The organism is Parabacteroides chongii (assembly GCF_029581355.1).
Taxonomy (GTDB): domain Bacteria; phylum Bacteroidota; class Bacteroidia; order Bacteroidales; family Tannerellaceae; genus Parabacteroides; species Parabacteroides chongii.
Genome location: NZ_CP120849.1, coordinates 3,743,003 through 3,764,808, shown reverse-complemented (window position 1 = coordinate 3,764,808; position 21,806 = coordinate 3,743,003). Strand labels below are relative to the sequence as shown.

The 21,806-nt window shown below is 43.3% G+C and carries 11 protein-coding genes; 5 read left to right on the top strand and 6 right to left on the bottom strand.

What is annotated here, in order from left to right; genetic code table 11:
• Window positions 1–44 precede the first annotated feature (44 nt).
• The 4 genes from galK (at window position 45) to rpiB (ending at window position 4,589) form a co-directional block, all read left to right on the top strand.
• The gene (galK, locus tag P3L47_RS14035) at window positions 45–1,190 is read left to right on the top strand and encodes a galactokinase (protein WP_183669366.1); all 1,146 of its coding nucleotides are present in this window, start codon (window positions 45–47) and stop codon (window positions 1,188–1,190) included.
• Between the two features lie 28 nt (window positions 1,191–1,218).
• Window positions 1,219–1,911: an NUDIX hydrolase gene (locus P3L47_RS14030; RefSeq protein ID WP_122362549.1), complete on the top strand. Its 693-nt coding sequence runs from the start codon at window positions 1,219–1,221 to the stop codon at window positions 1,909–1,911.
• 159 nt (window positions 1,912–2,070) lie between these two features.
• Window positions 2,071–4,098, top strand: a complete 2,028-nt coding sequence (locus tag P3L47_RS14025) for a transketolase family protein (RefSeq protein WP_277781195.1) — start codon at window positions 2,071–2,073, stop codon at window positions 4,096–4,098.
• A 59-nt stretch (window positions 4,099–4,157) separates the two neighbouring features.
• A complete protein-coding gene (gene rpiB, locus P3L47_RS14020) occupies window positions 4,158–4,589 on the top strand; it encodes a ribose 5-phosphate isomerase B (protein WP_277781194.1) in 432 nt (143 codons plus the stop codon).
• Between the two features lie 119 nt (window positions 4,590–4,708).
• Here the strand turns inward: rpiB and P3L47_RS14015 are convergent, their stop codons facing one another.
• From P3L47_RS14015 to P3L47_RS13990, 6 genes are all read right to left on the bottom strand, one after another.
• On the bottom strand, window positions 4,709–6,292 hold the full coding sequence (locus P3L47_RS14015) for a carboxylase (protein ID WP_277781193.1): 1,584 nt from the start codon (window positions 6,290–6,292) through the stop codon (window positions 4,709–4,711).
• Between the two features lie 54 nt (window positions 6,293–6,346).
• Window positions 6,347–8,266 (bottom strand): SusD/RagB family nutrient-binding outer membrane lipoprotein, encoded by a 1,920-nt coding sequence (locus tag P3L47_RS14010; protein WP_277781192.1) that lies wholly within the window; start codon window positions 8,264–8,266, stop codon window positions 6,347–6,349.
• A 37-nt stretch (window positions 8,267–8,303) separates the two neighbouring features.
• On the bottom strand, window positions 8,304–11,471 hold the full coding sequence (locus P3L47_RS14005) for a SusC/RagA family TonB-linked outer membrane protein (protein ID WP_277781191.1): 3,168 nt from the start codon (window positions 11,469–11,471) through the stop codon (window positions 8,304–8,306).
• Window positions 11,472–11,757: 286 nt separating this feature from the next.
• The gene (locus tag P3L47_RS14000) at window positions 11,758–12,429 is read right to left on the bottom strand and encodes a hypothetical protein (RefSeq protein ID WP_277781190.1); all 672 of its coding nucleotides are present in this window, start codon (window positions 12,427–12,429) and stop codon (window positions 11,758–11,760) included.
• A 99-nt stretch (window positions 12,430–12,528) separates the two neighbouring features.
• Window positions 12,529–14,301 (bottom strand): SusD/RagB family nutrient-binding outer membrane lipoprotein, encoded by a 1,773-nt coding sequence (locus tag P3L47_RS13995; RefSeq protein ID WP_122374227.1) that lies wholly within the window; start codon window positions 14,299–14,301, stop codon window positions 12,529–12,531.
• Window positions 14,302–14,317: 16 nt separating this feature from the next.
• A complete protein-coding gene (locus P3L47_RS13990; protein WP_277781189.1) occupies window positions 14,318–17,680 on the bottom strand; it encodes a SusC/RagA family TonB-linked outer membrane protein in 3,363 nt (1,120 codons plus the stop codon).
• Between the two features lie 696 nt (window positions 17,681–18,376).
• On the opposite strand from P3L47_RS13990, the gene P3L47_RS13985 reads away from it, so the two are divergent.
• Complete coding sequence (locus P3L47_RS13985; RefSeq protein WP_277781188.1) at window positions 18,377–21,799, top strand: SusC/RagA family TonB-linked outer membrane protein; 3,423 nt, start codon at window positions 18,377–18,379, stop codon at window positions 21,797–21,799.
• Window positions 21,800–21,806: the final 7 nt, after the last annotated feature.

Here is a 21,806-nt window from a genome sequence, read left to right as displayed (position 1 = left end):
ACCGGATAATTTCTTCATTTATAACCTTTAAAAGAAATAATATCATGCAGAAAAAAATTAGAAATAAATTTCAGGAGTTATTTAATACAGAAGGTAGTGTATATGCTTCTCCGGGCCGTATCAACCTGATCGGTGAACACACAGACTATAATGGTGGTTTCGTATTTCCGGGTGCTATCGATAAAGGCATGATCGCTGAGATCAAACCGAACGGCACAGGTAAAGTTCGCGCATTCTCTATCGACCTGAACGATTATGCAGAATTCGGACTGAACGAAGAAGATGCACCAAAAGCAAGCTGGGCAAGATATATCTTCGGTGTATGCCGCGAGATCATCAAACGTGGCGGTCAGATCCAGGGATTCGATACCGTATTTGCAGGCGATGTTCCTCTGGGTGCCGGTATGTCTTCATCAGCCGCTCTGGAAAGTACCTATGCTTTTGCTTTGAATGACCTTTTCTCTCTGGGTATCGACAAATTCGAATTAGCTAAGATCGGTCAGTCTACAGAACACAACTATTGTGGTGTTAACTGTGGTATCATGGACCAGTTCGCTTCCGTATTCGGTAAAGAAGGCAGCCTGATCCGTCTGGATTGCCGTTCTTTGGAATATAAATATTTCCCGTTCAATCCGGTTGGCTATAAGTTGGTATTGCTGGATTCCGTAGTTAAACACGAACTGGCTTCTTCTGCATACAACAAACGTCGCCAGTCTTGCGAAAATGCAGCAGCTGCTATCCGTCGTAATCATCCGGAAGTAGAATTCCTGCGTGACGCTACAATGGACATGCTGAACGAAGTGAAAGGCGATATCAGCGCAGAAGACTATATGCGTGCCGAATACGTAATCGAAGAAGTACAGCGCGTACTCGACGTTTGCGAAGCTCTGGAAAAAGGCGACTACGAAACTGTAGGTCAGAAAATGTACGAAACTCATCACGGCATGAGCAAGTTGTACGAAGTGAGCTGCGAAGAACTGGACTTCCTGAACGATGTAGCCAAGAAATGTGGCGTAACAGGTTCACGTGTGATGGGCGGTGGTTTCGGCGGCTGTACGATCAACCTTGTAAAAGACGAGTTGCATGATGATTTCATCAAAGAAGCATTCGAGTCTTATACAAAGAAATTCGGTCACGAACCTAAAGTTTACGAAGTAGTAATCAGCGACGGCGCACGCAAACTCGCATAATAAATTAATTCAATATCCATAAAATATCATGACAGCCGCATTTTATCAGAACGAAGTCAAATTTTTTGTTGCAGTAGATTGTATTATTCTGGGATTCAACAGTGGTGAACTCAACGTATTACTTTACAAACGGAATTTTGAACCACTAAAAGGACAGTGGTCTCTGATGGGCGGCTTTATCAAATCGGGCGAAAGTGTAAACGAAGCGGCTTCCCGCGTTCTTACCGAATGTTCCGGTATCGATCGTCTTTTTATGGAGCAGGTAGGTGCTTACGGAGATGTTACCCGCGATCTTGGAGAACGGGTTATCTCCGTAGCATACTATTCATTAGTCAATATGAACGATTTCAATCCGGAGTTGCTGAAAGAACATAATGCCGAATGGGTTAAAATCAGCGATATTCCCGAACTAATCTTCGACCACAACCAAATGATCGACGACACCCTATCGCTCCTGAAGAAAAAAGCAGCGACACGCCCTGTCGGATTTAACCTTCTTCCGGAAAAATTTACCCTCCCCCAGCTTCAAAGCCTATATGAAGCGATCTATCAGACCCCGTTAGACAAACGTAATTTCCGTAAGAAGTTAAACTCGATGGACATTCTCGAAAAACTGGACGAGAAGGATAAAAAGAGTTCTAAAAGAGGCGCTTTCTATTATATGTTCAATAAAGAGAAATACGACCGTTTACTGGATCAAGGATTCTATTTCTCCTTGTAACATACCATCCGAATCGCGAAAATCGCCTTGCATATCCGGCTCTCTATGAGAAATATCGCTAATTAGGAAACTTTACAGAAAATGAATTGTTTGTATGATATAGCGGTCTATAAGAAGAGATTCCCTATCTTTGTGCAAAAATTAAAATAATTCATCAAAATGAACGATATCAAAGTAATGAACAGAGCAGCGGATAATATCCGCGTCCTGGCAGCGTCAATGGTAGAAAAGGCTAAATCCGGTCATCCGGGCGGTGCAATGGGTGGTGCTGATTTTATCAATGTACTATTTTCAGAGTATTTAGTCTATGATCCCAAGAACCCGGAATGGGAAGGTAGGGACCGCTACTTCCAGGACCCGGGACACATGTCTCCGATGCTTTATTCAGCCCTCGCCCTTACCGGCAAATTCACGATGGAAGAGCTGTCGCAGTTCCGCCAGTGGGGAAGTCCTACTCCGGGCCATCCTGAAGTAAACGTCAAGCGAGGAATCGAAAATACCTCAGGTCCGCTGGGACAAGGCCATACTTACGCAGTAGGTGCTGCGATCGCTGCCAAGTTCTTGAAAGCCCGCCTGGGAGATGTAATGAACCAGACTATTTACGCATATATATCCGATGGTGGTATCCAGGAAGAAATCTCACAAGGTGCCGGACGTGTTGCCGGAACACTGGGACTGGACAACCTGATCATGTTCTACGACTCCAACAACATCCAGCTTTCTACAACCGTAGAAGAAGTAACGACTGAAAATGTTGCTATGAAATACGAGGCATGGGGCTGGAAAGTGATCAGCATCAATGGAAACGATGTAAATGAAATACGTAAGGCTTTGGATGAAGCGAAGGCTGAAACCCAACGTCCTACCCTGATCATCGGTGATACCATTATGGGTAAAGGTGCCCGCGGAGCCGACGACAGCAGCTACGAAAACAAAGTATCCACACACGGTCAACCCTTGTCTGCTGCAGGTGCATCGATCGAAGAGACAATCAAGAACCTGGGAGGCGATCCTAAGAATCCGTTTACTGTATTTCCGGAAGTTGCCGAACTGTATGCAAAGCGTGCAAAAGAACTGGAAGCTATCGTAGCCGAACGTTATGCTGCTAAAGAAGCATGGGCGAAAGCCAATCCGGAACTGGCTGAGAAAATGCAATTCTGGTTCTCCGGCAAAGCTCCTAAACTGGACTGGGAAGCTATCGAACAGAAAGCAAACCAGGCAACACGTGCCGCATCCGCTACCGTATTAGGCGTATTGGCAACCCAGGTTGAAAATATGGTTGTTTCATCTGCCGACCTTTCCAACTCGGACAAGACAGACGGTTTCCTGAAGAAAACACATTCATTTATAAAAGGAGATTTCAGCGGAGCTTTCTTCCAGGCTGGCGTTTCCGAATTGACCATGGCATGTGTATGTATCGGTATGTCACTGCACGGTGGTGTGATCGTGGCTTGCGGTACCTTCTTCGTATTCTCCGATTATATGAAGCCAGCCATCCGTATGGCAGCATTGATGGAGCAGCCGGTTAAGTTCATCTGGTCGCACGACGCTTTCCGTGTCGGTGAAGACGGACCTACTCACGAACCGGTTGAACAGGAAGCACAGATCCGCCTGATGGAAAAACTGAAGAACCACAAGGGACACAACTCTATGCTGGTTCTCCGTCCGGCCGATGTTATTGAAACGACAATTGCATGGAAGATGGCAATGGAAAATACCGCCACTCCTACCGCTTTGATCCTTTCCCGTCAGAACATTAATGACCTGCCCGCAAAAGGAAGCCGTTACGACGAAGCTCTGCAGGCAGAAAAGGGTGCTTATATTGTAGAAAGCGATGAAAACCCGGACGTTATCATGGTCGCTTCCGGCTCGGAAGTAGCCACATTGGTTGAAGGAGCTGCATTGCTTCGCGCCGATGGCGTAAAGGTTCGTATCGTATCCGTTCCGTCTGAAGGACTGTTCCGCAGCCAGAGCAAGGAATATCAGGAATCTGTTATTCCGACAGGAAGCAAGATTTTCGGTCTGACAGCCGGTCTGCCGGTCAACCTGGAAGGATTGGTCGGAGCCAACGGTAAGGTATGGGGACTCGAATCATTCGGATTCTCCGCTCCTTACAAGGTTTTGGACGAAAAACTGGGCTTCACCGGACAGAATGTATACAATCAGGTAAAAGAATTATTAGCATAAGAAACTATTAGTAAAAAGGGGTGTAACAGCCCCTTTTTGTCTACCTCTAACAGATAAAGATGAAAACACTAGGTTTATGTTGTGACCACGCAGGTTACGAACTAAAAGAGTATGTGAAACAAATACTGGACTCCAAAGGATTATCCTATAAGGATTTCGGAACCTGTTCAACAGAAAGTTGCGATTATCCCGATTTCGCCCATCCGTTGGCTTACGCTGTAGAAGCCGGGGAAGTATATCCCGGAATAGCGATCTGCGGATCAGGAAACGGTATTGCAATGACTTTAAACAAACACCAGGGAATACGGGCCGCTTTATGTTGGCAGGAAGAGATTGCACGACTGGCTCGTGAGCACAATGATGCCAATATACTTGTCATGCCCGGTCGGTTTATCAGTCAGGAGGAAGCTACCCGCGTTGTCGAAGCCTTTCTGGACACTCCTTTCGAAGGCGGTCGGCATATACGAAGAATAAATAAAATCCCGTTGTAAAAACAACGGGATTATTATATTAGTGTCAACCCCTGTGACACTATAGAGTTAACAGTTGTAGGATTATAGGGCTGATACCTATAGGTATATAATGCCAACAGCCCCATAGACCTTTGTGCCTAGGAAAACATATTATCCTTGAATTTTTCCTTTTTACGTTTCGTCAGGAAATTACGGGCCGACATCGGAAAGAGTTCCAGCAACAAGACTTCTTTCTCATTTTCGGCTACCAGGATACCGACTTCATCTATCATCGGGTTTTCCTGCATCTCATAATCCGAAGCATCATAACATTGTTCTTCCCGTTTGCCGGTTATTTTCAAACGAAATTCCGGATCTATCGGTAAAGGTGTTTTTCCAAACTCTCCCCGGATCAGGGAGATAAAAGGATATACAGGTTTACTGTAGAGAGGGCGACCATTCAGCTCATCCAATGCACAGGCAACAGCCTGCGAAGCGATCACCTGACTTACCGGGGTAACCAAAGGAGGTAAACCGGCATCCATACGTACCTGAGGAATCAGCGACATCGCTTTCTCCAACAATTCAGGATGTCCCTGTTGCTTCAACAAAGCTACAATCTGATTATACACATTTACCGGAATCTGCGACTTCTGAACCAATTCATTCGGTTCGGGGAAGTTGAAATATTCCTCGATAGCACGACAGAAAATGATCAGGTCGTCTTCCTTGTCATGGCGGGCAGCTTCGATAGCGTCATTGAAGAAACGGTCTATTTCGGTAGGTAATTTATCGGTCAGAGGGTTAAAGGGATTAGGAAGTTCTTTGGCGGAATCGTAAGCCCGCAGCTCCTTGCGTATCTTGAAAAGTTCGGCATTGATACGGGCGACAGCTTCCATATCGATCTCCAACTCTATTCCCATCTTCTTGCAGAAGACATAGATCAATTCGATAGCGGGTGCAGAGCAACCTCCGGCAAAATACCAGATATTCGTATCGACGATATCCACACCGTTGACAATAGCAGCCAGCATAGAGGGTAGGCCGTATCCGGCAATACAACGGGTATGGAAGTCAACGGGAGCCTTCAGATTCTTCTTGAAAAGACGTATCAGCTCGGCTGTCTTTCCCGGAGTGATCAGGCCGTTGGCATCTTCCAGAGTAATAATGTCGGCACTATAATTTTCCATTTGCCGGGCTTTTTCCAGGAAATAGTCATTCTTAAAGATCGGCTTATGCAACGGGCGGCCATGCAGGGCGGCTTCTATCCGTTCCAAAGCGGAATGGTGTGGATCGATGGCATAGCAGACGGCGCAATCGGCCATTCCTCCATAACGATCGGTATATTTGATAGCCGGCTTCATATTGTCGACATCGTTCATAGCATCGAAGATACGCATAATATTAATGCCCGACTCGACAGCGTTACGGCAAAGACCTTTGACGACATTGTCCGGATAAGGATTGTAACCGAACAGGTCACGCCCACGGCATAAAGCGGCGAGCTTGGTTGTCGTACCTACGGCTGCTTTTATCTTTTCCAGTCTCTCCCAGGGATCTTCATTCAGATATCGCATGGCAGCATCGGGAACTGCCCCACCCCACACTTCCATTGCGTAGAAACCAACCTCTTTATAGAAAGATAATACACGGTCGATTTGTTGTTGTGACATGCGTGTTGCAAATGCTGACTGCTGCCCGTCACGGAGGGTGAGGTCGCGGATTAATAATTTATGTACCATATTTGTGTTTGTTTAATTTTACTTTTCTCTTGATAGAAAAGTAAACAAAAGTAGTTAATGTTGATTCCACCAAAGCGGGGTTGTCGTCAGATCCGGTCCCCCCAGCAATTCCAATGCCTTCTGATACCCTTCCAGGTTATTTGTCTGGATATTGGCAGGATAACGGTAGCGTTTAGGGTAGAAATCCCAGCGACATTCTTTGGCTGTTGCCATGGTCAGAGGAACCTGGTTCAATGGGTTGTAGTCTTTTTCTACAGCTTGATTCTCAAAGAACGGCAGACCGAGACGGCGATGATCGCTCCAAGCTTCTTCCGGTAACCAGGGTACCTGTGCAATGTATTTCTGAGTGATAATCTTCGTCAGTGCATCGTTGTTGTAAGAGCCACCGCGATAGATGGAATTCTTCGGATAATTATATGTCATTGTCTTATTTTCCTTTGTATAAGGATCGACATAATTGACTGTGTACGGTTGCGCTTCTGTCGTATGGTCGAAGCTGACAGAGGTACCTACACGATTATAATCCGTCGATGTCAGATATTGTGCAACCTGGTTTTGCAAGCCATGATATTCGAAACTGGCAGTGATGCCACTCTCATAATTCGACTTGGCGGTACCCGGAACCGTCCAACCCTTCAGAGCAGCTTCCGCCAACAGGAAATAACTTTCCCACGGACCGAAGAAGACACGTTTCTGAGTATTCATACGATACTGTTTCGACATGGAAGGATAGTTATAATTCTTTCCTGTCAATGCACTGACCAGACCGGATAGATTATTCCATTCTCCGGCTACCCAGGTACCCCAGGTATAACGAGGATCGACCGTCAGCATCGGTTTAGCATTATCGTTCGGGTCCATCAATTCGACCGGCTGTACTTCACTAGCTGCACCGATATAATCGGAATAAACAACCCCGTCATTCCAGCCTACCACGCTGAACAGTTTAGGTCCACGCGGATCGACATACTGAGGGATCGCATCAAAATAGAATCCGGCACACGGATCGTTCGTCTTCAGCGGGAAATGTTTGTCCAGATATAACCCCATATAGGTATGAGGATCTTTCAGATGACTCTTCAGTGAGTCGGGAACGGGAAATTCGATACCGCCTAACCCTTCTGCCAGATTCTTGAAAGTGACAGACATCGCCTGTACATTCCAGGTACGCGACATGACACTTGTTAAATCGTTCCAACCATCTTTTTCCTGTACGCCAGCCAGGTCGTTCAGTGAAGAGATAAAGGTCTTGCCCGCCGCATCTTCGAACTCAGTCTTTGCCAGTTCCGGAGAGACAGCCGAAATACGCATGGCGTAACGCATACGCAAAGAGTTTGCATATTTCTTCCATTCATTGATATTTCCGGCATAGAAAGCATCTTCACCAGCCATCGGTTCCATATTGATGGAAGGATCGAGAGCGGCTTCCGCTTCTTTCAGCTCTTTCAGTATAAAGCCGTAAATAGCTTCTACGCTATCATATTCGGCAGGTACACCCGTGAAAGCCGACAAAGCCGGGATCGGTCCGAAGCCATCCGATACTTCCGCATTCAGGTAAGCACGCCAGATACGTGCCATCTGTATCACATTCTTATAATAAGGATACTGTTCGGCTTCGCCTTCGGCAACCTTCTTTTCACCCAGTTCGATCGCCTTGGTGGCTTTGTTCAACCAACCTACAGCATATGAGTTACTCAGATATAGGGTAATATAGTCGTTATTGTCCGTTCCGATCGTAAAACCGCTACCCCGGTTGAAGCGGGAAGCACGGTTCCACTCGGCAATGAAGATACGTTCGGCAATCTCCGGGTTCATCTGTGCTCCGACAATAGAGCCGTTCAGGAACCATTCAGGCTTCACTTTGTCCTCACCTACCTGGTTAGGATCTTCATTTATTTCCTGAAAATCATTACAGGATGTAAACAAAGCGGCTATCGAGAACATGCCTGCCAGTAATATATTCTTGGTGTTCATCTTGTTTTATTTCTTTATTGTTCTTATTAAACCATCTTTAAAATCCTACCGTAACGTTGAACGTAAATGAGCGGCTGGTCGGTGCAGCCCCGTTTTCAAATCCGGTGGCATTCGTATTGGTTGCCGATACGGATTCGGGGTCGATACCCGGCAGGTTATAATGGATCATCCATACATTGTTACAAGTGGCCGACAGACGCAGGCGCTGGAACGGTGTCTTTTGTAACATGGCCCGGTTAAAGTCATAGCCAAGCGTGATGTTACGCAGACGGATATTGGTAGCATCATACGTAAACATTTCAGGCAAACCGTAGTTTCCGGTCGAACCGATACGTTCCCAATAGTTCTGATGAGTTACAGGGACTTTATTGTCCGCATAACCGTTAGAGGTCTGTACCACAGAGTTAGGGACCACGAAGTCCTGACGATTACCGTTGACTACTGTTCCGGCAGCATTACCACGGACATACAGGTTGGAAGCCGTAGCCGAATACAAGTCACCACCGATACGGAAGTCTACCAGGAAGCTAAGATTGAAACCTTTATACGCAAAGCTGTTCGTCCATCCCAGCATCCAGTCGGGACTTTGATTACCGACCTTCGATTTGCCGGTCGTGATCAGCGGCAGACCGTCTTCACCTACAATGATCTTACCATAGTCAGGATCGTTCTTATCTTCTACACGCTGGAATGTTTGTCCGTAGATATCACCGTAATAACTACCTTGTACGGCTACGATCTGGATAGCATCCAATGTTTTTATATCATAGAGGGTAACACCCGGATACAGGTCGATGATCTTGTTCCGGTTCAGAGAGAATTGCGCCGTTGAATTCCAGCTCAATCCTTTCGGATTATCGAGGATCGCACCGTTCAATGAAATTTCGATACCTTCGTTCTGGATATTACCGGCATTTACTTTCCGTGAACTATAACCGGAAAACGGGTCCATCGGGAGGTTCAGCAACTGACGGGTGGCGTTTGTCTTATACCAGGCAGCATCCAATCCCAAACGATTATTGAAGAAGCGAACATCGAAACCGGCTTCCCATGATTTGATCAACTCACTGCGTACCGTAGAATCAAAGAGTACATTACCCGGAGCAGCCGTCGTATTCCCATTCTCATCTTTTCCTACCGTAAAGTTATTGTATAACTGATACGGATCGAGGTCGTTACCTACTTCTGCATAAGAAGCTCTCACCTTGGCAAAAGTAAACCATTCAGGCATCTGCCCGCCCAACTTCGGAACCATATCGGAGATAACGCCCGACAAGCTGACTGACGGATAGAAATAAGAACGATTGGCTTTCGACATAGTAGACGACCAGTCGTTACGTGCCGTCACATCGAGGAACAGATAACCGTCCCAGTTCAACTGCAACGATCCATACAGCGAATTCATCTTGCGGCGGATCAGTTCGGAGGTGACTGTCGGTTTATTGATACCATTGTTCAGGGAGAAGAGGTTCGGGACAAGCAGTTCGCCTGCCGAAGCATTCATCTTCGTTCGTTTCTGCATCATCAGGTTACCACCGAAAGAAACAAATCCACCCAGACGGTCGATCAGGTTATCCTTACGGGCCGTAGCCAGGAAACTATAGTTATTTTCGTAGAATGTTTCAGAACCTTCGTTGTACAGACCACTTGGCGTTGTATTTCCACCGGCATATACTTTTTCATTTTTAGTAGTCGTATAATAGTCGGTCCCCCCTCGGAGTTCAATATCGAACCAGTTCGTTGGAGCGTATTTCAATGCGATATTACCCAGCAAACGGTTACGGGTATCGTTGTTTTGCCGGTATTTGGTTACCCAGTACGGGTTTTCCTGCGGATTCTTCGAGGCATCCCACCAGATCATGTTTCCCTGTTCATCCACATCCTGTTTGAACTCAGCGACATTCAGTGAACGGGGCAAATTATAGATCGTGTTGAATGCATTGGAAGGATTGACACCCTGGATCGGGCGGTTGTGGGCATTCATATTGATGTAATTCACTTTGGCATCGATCTTCCACTTTTCGGCTTCATCGAGGAAAGTGGTTGCACGCAAAGTAATATTCGTCTTGTTCAGTTTTGATTCGGGAGTGATACCGGCATCATCCGAACGGTTGATAGAAGAGAATACCGATGTCCCTTTTATATTCTGCTGGAAGCTGACACCTTCATTGAAGGAAGTCCCGGTATTGAAAAAGGCATCTATATTATCATAAGTCTTTAAAGGTACCTGACGTCCGAGCCAGTCGGAGACCATCTGTCCTTCCGCTTTCGGTCCCCAGCTCAAACGCGACTGGTTATCGTAAGCACCGACCGAACCTTGTCCGAAGCTGTTCTGCAGATCCGGTTTAAGGAAAATCGACTCAGTCGTGATACCGGCATTGACCGTGATACCCAGACCTTCGTTTTTCTTTCCCGACTTAGTGGTGATCAGGATCACACCGTTACCGGCACGCGACCCGTACAAAGCGGCTGCAGAAGCACCTTTCAGCACCGTCATCGATTCGATATCTTCGGGGTTGATATCGGAAAGACCGTTACCCATATCGGCACCGGAGTTACCCCATACATCATCGACGCCGCCTGTGAAGTTATCCATCGGCGTACCGTCGACTACGATCAGCGGCTGGTTACTACCGGTCAGGGAGTTGTTACCACGCAGAACGATTTTAGAAGAACCTCCTACCCCATTACTGGAGCGCACGATCTGCAGACCGGAGACTTTTCCTGATAATGAATTGGCAAGATTCGGTTCGCGTGACGACAGCAATTCGTCACCTTTCAGTTCCTGCATCGCGTAACCCAGTGCTTTCTTGTCACGTTTCATACCTAAAGCGGTCACAACGACTTCATCCAGCTTCTGGGCATCTTCTACCAGTTTCACATTCAATGTAGCTTGTCCGGTGTAAGGAATATCTTGTGTGGCAAAACCAATAAAAGAGATTTGGATAATGTCTCCCTTCTTTACGCCTTCCAGAGTGAAATGACCATCCATATCGGTCATAGTACCTGTGGTAGTACCTTTTATTACAACAGAAGCCCCTGCGACGGGTCCGAACTCATCTTCTACTGTTCCCGTTACTTTCGTATCCTGTTGGGAAATGTCAATAGCAAGATTCCCGGTATTCGGATTGGCAAAGGCGTTTCCGTTGAAACCCAACGCGCCCGCCAGGAGAATCATGCTGACAGATTTGAATCTTTTCAACATACTGATGTTTTTTGTTTAATTTATTAGATTAAATGTGTTTGGCGTCAACCAACGTCATTTGGTAATATAAACAGAAAGAAACAAGCGTTGTTGCAAGATTAACATTGGGGAACAACGGGATTTGTTCCCCTTAAAAGCCTTCCCGGCGAAAGGCACAAGCTATAAATCAAAAGGAGGATGAGAACTCTTTTTGATCGGTTATTCAATCAGAGCATAACTTTTTTTTATTTTTAATCACAAATACTTGTAACGGATTTGTGAAAATAAAGAAGAAAGAACCTTCTTCCTACATAGTCTGGCAAAGAACTATCAATTTAGCTACTTGCCATGGATCATCAAAATGAATGGATTGCTCTTTTACCAGCTGACGGATGGCTTTCCGATGAGTATCGGGATAGAGTTTTAAGAATGATTTGAGGTTACTGAAAGATACTTGCTGTCCATCCAGATAAATTCGATAGGTATTTTGGTAATCCTTTTTATATACACTGTTATCCGGATTACTAAGTCCTTTGTTTTGCATCAAAGACATATCAAAAGATGCTTGTCCTCCGGCTTGAGAGACTACTCCCATAGCACCACGTTTACCTTTATAATATAACTTTATTTTCCAATCGACCAGCAATGTTCGGTTTCCGGCTGGAATACATTCAAAGAAACGGACACCTTCATGAGCCGGAACGAACTTCCGGTTCCCGATCCAGAGAGTATCTATATTCGAAGTGTTGTACATCATTTGGTATTCATTACCATCTTTGTAGTATAATTCCTGTTTTTCACAATCATAATTGAACTGAGTTTCTATATAGCTCTTATCGGTCAACAAGATCTTTCCATTGATAAACCGATCGAACAGGAAAACATCCGAAGACATTTCTACTGTTTCTTGCGCACTTAAAATGAAAGGGAATGTAAACAAAATAAGGAGCGTTTTGAAAAGAAAATATATTGTTTTCATTGTATATTATAGATTGAAATCACATTTATATAATGAAATAAAGGCTGCCGAAAATTTCTCGACAGCCTTTGTTATTATATAGCATTATGCTAATGTTTATTACAATGCATTACCATTATGATTCTCAGCAGCAGTTGTACGCCCTGTCCACCACACCGGTGTGTCATACGTATTTTTATAAGCAACCTTTGCAAAATTTTCTGCATTATTAGTCAACTCACTGGATGGGTAGAACATACGTTCCTGGAATACAACGTTAGGAGTAGCAACAAATGGCAATTCTCCGTCAAAGTCTTTCACCAAACGACGTGCTTCATTATAAATTTCATATGGATTCATGATATTCATATGGCAGAACTTCTGGTCGAAAATAAATTTTAGTTTATCCTTTGTTGATGCCAAAGCAACAAATTTATTAGCTGCGAATTCTTCATAATCAGCCAAATGTTCTTCATCCAACTCCGGAGCCTTAGCCTTTGCTTGAACGTACAAAATACTTGGCAGAGAAGATTCATTATAACTCATTGTTTTATTCACATTGTAATAGAAGCGAGTAGAAGCATCAATAGCTTTCTTAATACATCCTTTAACATCAATACTACCAAACTCACCCGGCCAACGCACTGCGGCTTCAGCTAATAGCAAGTTTGTTTCCGTTGAACCCATCACTGGAAATTTCATATCAAAATTGAAATAAGTACGACGATTATACATCGTAGGAATACGTTCCGGATTCCACGGATTTGTAACCACATCGTTAAAATTATACATATCAGTCAATTCCTGTTCTGTATAATATTTAGGAAGCTCTGCTTCTGCTTCTTCCATTGTTAATGGCAAACCTATATAACGTCCATGAATATCAGTTTGGAACATGGCATACAGACGTGGGTCAAAATCGTGACGAGTGATACCATTTTCATCGCCCGGTTGATATTCATAATTCATGATATCTTTAATAATTGTTGCCGGTGCCCCTGATTCATATCCACGTTCATCCAACCCACGGAAGAATGTCACCTCGAAAGCATGTGTCTTATCTTGTTCTTCAAAACCAAGATCATGTGAATATTCTGTCAACATACGATTTTCGGCAACCAACTCTTTAATAGTCGAAAGAGCTACATCCGATTTCACATGACAGAGACGCATTGCCATACGCAAACGCAAAGAATTAGCCATACGAATCCATTTGTCCAAATCACCATTACACAAAATATCTACGGATGAGAACTTCGACTTTTGTGCATCAGTCTGAAACTGGAAAGCTGTTAAGTCGGCAGCTGCACTTTTTAGAGTTTCCATGATATTCATGTAAATCTCTTCCTGCGTATCGTATTTAGGATAAAACAGTTCTTGAAAAGCACCACCGGCTTCCGAATAAGGCATATCGTCGTACAAGTCTGTTGCACGCTGGAATGCATAAGAACGGATGATATCACTACAAAGCATATACACTTTGTTTTGTTCCTGTTCCTCCTCCGTCATGTCTGCATATAATAATTTCATGCCACTGAGTTCTTTGCTATAATTGGTACAAGTCTGCGTAAAAATAAACTCATTAAATGGAGTACCTGACCAACCATCCCAAGGACGAACAATCGTATTATTTTGGGTCTTATCCAAATATAATGGGCTGACACCTAATCCCAACATCTTACCAAAGCCTCTCATATAATGGTAAGTCGCACCATAGTCATAACGGAACAAATGCCCTTTTGTTTGAGCAGATGCAAACAACAAACTGAAGTCAGCTTCTGTCAATTTATCCGGATTATAAAATTTTTCATCCAGCGTGTCACATGACACCATTGCTCCAGTTACGGCAACGCCCAAAGCTAAACTGGTTATATATTTTCTGATTGTATTCATACTTTGTTATACTGATTTAGAATGAAACATTAAGACCCAAACCAAAACTACGGACACCAGGGATACTACTAACCTCTGTAAACGAGTTAGTACCTTGTGTAGATTCCGGTGTTACATTCGGAATTGCCTTATAAATATAGCACAAGTTGTTTGCAAAAGCATTGATACGTGCACTTTGAATCTTGAATTTTGACAAGAAGCTTTTCGGTAAATTGTAATTAAACGACAAAGAACGCAAAGCTATATAATCACTTTTATAAATCTGATCTTCTGACAAATCCATACCTCCTTGCCAGTATAACTGGCTATAATATTGTTCAGCAGTAATCAGTTTTTCATTCTGTTTTCCATCACTCGTTACACCCGGTGTGATTACACCATCATGCAGGATGAATGGATAAAATGAATCAGCAGGAACAGCTGCAGAGTGGCTATCTAACAGGATACGCTCTCCAGCAGTATTCACATAATAAGGCAGACCGCCACGTGCTTCATCACGATACTTTAATGATTCAACACCGGAACCATTACCCAACAAAAACATGTTTGTCTGAGAAATCATAGTTGCCCCGAATTGGAAGTCAAATACAGCACTCAAAGAAAAATCTTTATATGAAAGACTAGTTGTAAGACCACCAACAACATCCGGAGTAATTTTTCCAACTTTGATCATCTGTGTTTTATCAAAGTCCCAAACACCGGTTCCCTGATTAACGATACGGTTGCCATTTTCGTCACGCTGATATGGATAAATATAGATTTCACCATATTCACCATTAGGAATACTCCGAACAGAAGCACCCGTTGCCCCCCACATATCCAACTGATTGATACCTTTACCTAACTTCTTTACTTTTGTTGAATAATTTGCCAAATTAAATCCGACTTCCCATGTCCAGTCTTTAGTCATGATCGGCTTTGTATTTACAGAAAATTCAATACCACTCTGAGCGATATCACCAGCATTCATACGAACCTCTGTCAAACCAGAAGAAGAAGGTACTGTTAACTTTGTGATCTGGTCATAGGTATTATTATGGAAGAAAGAGAAATCTACGCCGATACGGTTACCTGGTAAAAATGCACCTTCCAAACCAATTTCATATTCACGCTTACGTTCAGGTTTCAAATTGGGAACCGGGAATCCGCCATTGGCAGAGGCGAAGTCTGCAGGTGGCAAATAATCCGGTAAAGACATGGTAGGCTGTCCACCATACGCACCTAACGAGAAGTCTACGTTTCCATAATAACGAGGTCCAGGGCGACCTACATCGGCCCAAGAAGCACGTACCTTACCAAAGTTCAAGCTTGGAATATCGAATGCTTCCGTGAAGATCCATGATAAACTGGCTCCTGGATAAAAATAATGATTATTTTCAGGAGGAAGAATAGAAGACCAGTCATTACGAGCCTGAATTTCCAAGTAAACCTGGTTGGCATAAGCTAATTGAGCAGAAGCGAACACACTTAACAACAAATCATTTCCACGGGTACGACTTGAACGAGGACCAAAATCCTCACGAGTATTACTCAAAGAAAACCAGTTTTCAATAGCGAAAGTTTCCTGCACAGATTGTTCCTGATATTCTTCTTTATTATACTTAACAGCACCACCGACCATAGCTGACAAATCCCAAACATCATTAAATGTCTGATTGTAATTAAAAGAAGACTGGCCATACATAATCATATTACGTTTACTTGCAATCTGATACCAACCTTGCTTATTTTCATAAGACAACGGTTTGCTGACATGTTGCTTAATTTCCTGATCAGAGACCGTCCAGTCAATACCTCCCAACGTAGTCCAGGAGAACTTATCATTGAATGTAACATCAACGTTCAATGACTGAATCAAGTGATTACGGTCATAGTCATTTGAATTACGTAATTGTGACCAATAATAACCAGAGAAATAACTAGTATAAGGAGCCATCTGCGTAACTGAATTATTCATGCTGAAATAATTGTAACCTTCATCTGTCAAATACATATCTTTGATCAGGTTAACATCCTGTTCACGCGGGAAACCATAGGTTGCAAAACTTTGCATGGCGTACGGAGCATTATGATCCTTCGTATTCGAAAAGTTGGTGTTCATTTTCACCTTAATCCAATCGTTTGCTTTCAGGTCTGCAGCAAAACTAAATGAGTGAGCTTTGTTATCTGCACCATAAGAGATAGCATTGTAATCACGATAGTTGTATGACAAACGGAAAGATCCCAAATCACCTCCATTGCTCAATGCAAAATTCACATTAGTCTGACCACCTGTACGGTACAAATCCCTCTGATTATTTTTCTGAGCAGAATAAGAATGATACTGTCCATCCCACCATAATAACTGACGGCCATCCAAACGCGGACCAAAATTATAACTGGAACCTCTCCACAATGACTCAACTGTTTGTCCGGTATTTGGATCGGTCATTGTATAGAAACCATCTTTAGAGATTTCTTTTAAAGCAGCAGTACCTGCACTCGAACCTGTACCGAATTCATTCTGTAATTCAGGCAGATAAGCAGCAATATTCCAAGAATGATTGATACCAAAATCAATACCTAATCCTTTTTTACCGCCGGTTTTGGTAGTAATCAACATAACACCATTAGCACCTTCCGATCCATACAAAACGGCCGCTTTCGCACCTTTCAGGATTTCAATGGAAGCGATGTCTTCCGGATTAATGTCATTCAAACCTGTACCATGGTCACCACCGGTACGGCTGTTAGTAGACTGTCCTGTATTTTCATCATGAATAGGAATACCATCCACAACAATCAATGGACGAGTAGAAGAATCTTCTGTCAAAGAAATAGCATTACGAACTTTAATGTTCATACCACCAGAAGGACCGGAAGCAGTAGATTGTAACTGCAAACCAGAAGTTTTACCATACAAAGCTTGCATAGCATTCATCGGCGTACCAGCTTCAGTCAATTCTTCACCTTTCACACTACTTACAGAATAGCCTAACGCTTTTTTTTCGCGCTTAATACCCAAAGCTGTTACAACGACCTCATCCAATTTTTGAGCGTCTTCAGCTAATTTTACTTTCAATGAGGGTTGACCCGTGTATTTGATTTCCTGGGTAGCATACCCAATGAAAGAAATCAGAATAACATCACCACTCTTTACTCCTTCCAATGTAAAATTACCGTCCATATCGGTAATTGACCCATTAGTCGTTCCTTTCACTACGACAGACGCTCCGGCAACAGGGCCGAATTCATCTTCTACTGTTCCCGTAACTTTTCCGTTTTGTTGGGAAATGTTAGTACTTGGCATCGCTGTAACCGTATCCGCAAACATATATCCCGGAAAACCCAGGGTACCAGCTAACAGCAATAAACCTACAGGCTTAAAGTTTTTCAACATAATTGATGGTTTTTATTGAACATAAAATAGACACTGCTTTGGCGAAACAATGTTCTGTTCTAAAATCTCTTTTAGATATAATTCGCAGAAATCCTTATAGTACTGGCGTTTTTAGTTGGCGTTAACCTTAGTTCTAAAAGAACTCTGTACATTTTATATCCGCAGCAAATATATAAAATAATTATTACACAGTGTTATTTTTCGTCAAGAAATTATCATAAGATTACGTTTTTAACACATTGGCTAACAATAATCCATCGTAATTAAGTTAATAGAACAGTTGAATCATGGCTTATATGTTAATATAATTTTACGAGAATGCCACCTTGAAATAATATTGCATTTCTTTCTTAACATTTATAAAGCCACTCTATTTTACTCAAAAATCGGACAAAAACTAAATCTGTTCATAAAATAATATTTGAAGCGGATTTTGTATAATACTACAAAACAGAGATTTGCGTAACAAGCACATTTCTATATAATTAGCAATAAGTACTAAAGTTCTTTTAGTACTTATATCCATATTTTTATTTTCCTCTTGAATAACTATAGTTCTTTTAGTACTATGAACGCTCAAAAACGCCAAATCATTCAAGCGTTCAACAACAAAGTCTCTTCATAATTATATCAAATTAAGTTCAAAAGTGCTTTTTACGCCAAAATAGCACTGGAGTATTCTAAAAACCATCAATTATGTTGAAAAACTTTAAACCAGTTAGCTTAATTTTGGTTGCAGGGGTGTTATGTTTACCTAAAACATACGCCGAGACAACACCAGTTAGGCCGGAAGTGAATTTTTCCCAGCAAAACGGGAAAGTCACAGGAACAGTTGAAGATGAATTCGGTCCTGTTGCCGGAGCGTCTGTCGTAGTGAAAGGAACAACCAACGGTAACATTACCGACATGGACGGTAATTTTACATTGGAGGGAGTAAACAATGGTGACATCATCCAGGTCTCTTTTATAGGATATGCCACTCAGGAAATTCAGTATACAGGACAAGCATCTCTGCAGATTAAATTAGCAGAAGACACTCAGAAGCTGGACGAAGTCGTTGTGACGGCTTTAGGTATGAAACGTTCGACGAAAGCTTTGGGATACGCCATGACAGAAATGAAAGGCGACGACTTGAACAAGAATGTCATCAACCCGGTATCCGCTTTGCAAGGGAAGGTAGCAGGTGTGGAAATCTCCGGCTCTGATGGTGGTATGTTCGGTTCTTCCAAAATTTTGATTCGCGGTGCTTCTACATTAGGAGCGAACAACCAGCCTATATACGTCGTAGACGGTGTCATCCTGGATAACGGAATTAAAGACGGAGATCCTGAATATTCTACGACCGACGCCGACTATGGTAACGAACTGAAAAACTTGAATCCGGACGATTTCGAATCCATCTCTGTATTGAAGGGGGCTGCTGCAACCGCTCTTTACGGTTCACGCGGTCTGAACGGTGCTGTCGTTATTACGACAAAAAGCGGTAAAGGCATGAATGGTCTGGGTATCAATTTCTCTCAGACTGTCGGTATCGACCATATGTATAAACAACCGAATCTGCAGTATGAATACGGACCGGGACAATATGCTGGTAACGTTTCTTACGGCCAGACAGACGGCTCTGGTAATTACTATAAATGGGACAACATCGGCCAGTTCATGCTGAACAGCGCAGGACAGCATACCTTGATCGGTGCCAGCGGACGTCACTGGGGACCGAAATATGACGGTTCAGCAATCGAAATGTGGGATGGTTCTATGGGCGTCTACAGTCCGTATAAGAACAATATGAAAGATGCCTACGACCTGGGAGTAAACTCGAATACGAATATCTCTGTCAGCGGTTCAAACGAAAAGACCTCTTTCTACACCTCCCTTTCTTACAAATATGCAAACGGAACATTACCGAACAATAGCTTCCAACGTTTGTCTTTCATGGCAAAAGCTTCCCACAAAATCACCAACAAGGTCGAATTGGAAGCATCCATCAATTTCGCCAACTCAAATCCGAAAAATGCACAGCCTAATATCGGTGAATATTTTGTAGATACAAACTTAGGTCCGTTCGGCGGTTTGTATGACACCCGTCACTGGAGAACCCGTTATAAAGGTTCACACGGTGGTCTGGCCAGCTCTGCTTATGGGGATGAATATGCCAATATCCCTGGTATCGGATTATGGTGGAACATTTTTGAAAATGAATACAGCCAAAAAGAAACCTCTGTCCGTCCGGGATTAATCCTGAATGTAGATATTTTGGACTGGTTAAAGTTCCGTGCCGAAGGAAACTACAACTATTATTACAAACGGCACGAAAGCAAACAACCGGGTACAGGATACGCCAATACGAAAACCGGTTACTATGCATTAGGTTTATATAATAAAGAACAGACCAATTTCAATGCTATGTTTACCGTAAATAAACAAGTCGGAGATTGGAATTTCGGTGGTTTCTTACGAGGTGAATATTATAACAACTTCGAACAGACCATGAGTATGAATACTAATGGCGGCCTGGTTATCCCCAATCAGTATTTCATCGAAAACTCCATTAACCAGATTTCATATTCAGGTAAAGTACAGTATGAAAAACGAATGCTGTCGGTTGCTTTCCAGGCCAGTGCCAGCTGGAGAGATCAGGTATTCGTCGATGTAACCGGACGTAATGACTGGTCGTCTTCATTGGTTTATTCAGACACACATGGTAATTATTCTTATTTCTATCCGTCAGTAAACGGATCCTGGCTGATTTCCTCTACATTCCGGGATCAGTTACCGGAATGGGTATCTTTCGCTAAAGTACGTGGTTCATGGGCACAGGTAGGTAATGATACGGAAGCTTATATTATCAACTCCGCTTATTCGCTAAACACATCTACAACGGCGAACGGATCCAATATTTATGCATTGGAATTACCGACAAAAGCTTATTCTCAAGATCTGAAACCGGAACGTAAAAACGCCTGGGAAATCGGTTTGGACTGGCGTTTTATAAACAACCGCATCGGTCTTGACCTGACCTATTATAAGGAAAACACGAAAGATCAGATCATGACAATCGACGTACCCTATGTATCAGGTATCAGTCAGCAATTGATCAATGCCGGTAACATCCAGAATAAAGGTATAGAAATCGCGTTGAACACAACACCCTACCGAAACGATGACTGGCAGTGGGATTTGAATTTCACTTATACGAAGAATACGAGTAAAATCGTAGAACTGCATGAAAATGTAGCTGACTATATTACTTTAGACGGACAGGTGAGCGGAGGTAACTTCCGTATCGGTTCTGTTGCTAAAGTAGGTGAATCTTACGGTCTGTTGATGACTGACTCGAAACCGAAAGTAGACAAAGCGACAGGCTTACCGATACTGGACGCCACGACTCAATATGGAGCTATGCATGCCATGTATTACAAACGTTCGGGTACTGCCGAAATTATCGGCTCACTGGTTCCGGACTTCTTAGGTTCGGTCAACACTACTTTGAGATATAAAGACTGGAGCCTCAGTGCTTCGTTCGATATGCGTTTCGGTGGTTATATCGCTTCTTACGGTGACCGTTACGGTACGGCATACGGTATGACGGAAACATCTTTGAAATGGCGTGACTCAGAACATGGCGGTATGACTTATACCTCTATCTGGGACGGACAAACTTACCATGACGGTTTGATCCCGGTCGGTTTGGTTGAAGGCGGAACTTCTCTGCCGTTACCCGATGGTACGACATATACGGTTGCTGACGGAGGTGAAACTTATCAGGCTTTGTATGACAAAGGCTTGGTAGACCCGCAACATGGTTCTGCATGGCATTTCTTCTCTAACGGATGGTCGCAAGGTACAATTAACGACAGTTGGTATAAAAAACTGAACTATATCGCCCTGCGTGAATTGTCGTTAAGCTATCGTGTCCCGAAAACTTTCTGTGAAAAGTTCCATGCTAAGAATCTGAGCCTTTCATTTACCGGACGTAACTTAGGTTATTTGCTGAACTCAATGCCAAACAAATCGAATCCGGAATCCGTACGTGGTACTTCTGCATCTGAATTCCGTGTTCGTTCTTTCAGTGGTCTGACAGCCAGCTATATGTTTACATTAAATGTTGGTTTCTAAAATACAA

Bases quoted from the DNA above. Each gene is read 5' to 3' on its own strand.
- galK (WP_183669366.1), top strand. From the start codon at position 45: ATGCAGAAAAAAATTAGAAATAAATTTCAGGAGTTATTTAATACAGAA.
- P3L47_RS14030 (WP_122362549.1), top strand. From the start codon at position 1,219: ATGACAGCCGCATTTTATCAGAACGAAGTCAAATTTTTTGTTGCAGTA.
- P3L47_RS14025 (WP_277781195.1), top strand. From the start codon at position 2,071: ATGAACGATATCAAAGTAATGAACAGAGCAGCGGATAATATCCGCGTC.
- rpiB (WP_277781194.1), top strand. From the start codon at position 4,158: ATGAAAACACTAGGTTTATGTTGTGACCACGCAGGTTACGAACTAAAA.
- P3L47_RS14015 (WP_277781193.1), bottom strand. From the start codon at position 6,292: ATGGTACATAAATTATTAATCCGCGACCTCACCCTCCGTGACGGGCAG.
- P3L47_RS14010 (WP_277781192.1), bottom strand. From the start codon at position 8,266: ATGAACACCAAGAATATATTACTGGCAGGCATGTTCTCGATAGCCGCT.
- P3L47_RS14005 (WP_277781191.1), bottom strand. From the start codon at position 11,471: ATGTTGAAAAGATTCAAATCTGTCAGCATGATTCTCCTGGCGGGCGCG.
- P3L47_RS14000 (WP_277781190.1), bottom strand. From the start codon at position 12,429: ATGAAAACAATATATTTTCTTTTCAAAACGCTCCTTATTTTGTTTACA.
- P3L47_RS13995 (WP_122374227.1), bottom strand. From the start codon at position 14,301: ATGAATACAATCAGAAAATATATAACCAGTTTAGCTTTGGGCGTTGCC.
- P3L47_RS13990 (WP_277781189.1), bottom strand. From the start codon at position 17,680: ATGTTGAAAAACTTTAAGCCTGTAGGTTTATTGCTGTTAGCTGGTACC.
- P3L47_RS13985 (WP_277781188.1), top strand. From the start codon at position 18,377: ATGTTGAAAAACTTTAAACCAGTTAGCTTAATTTTGGTTGCAGGGGTG.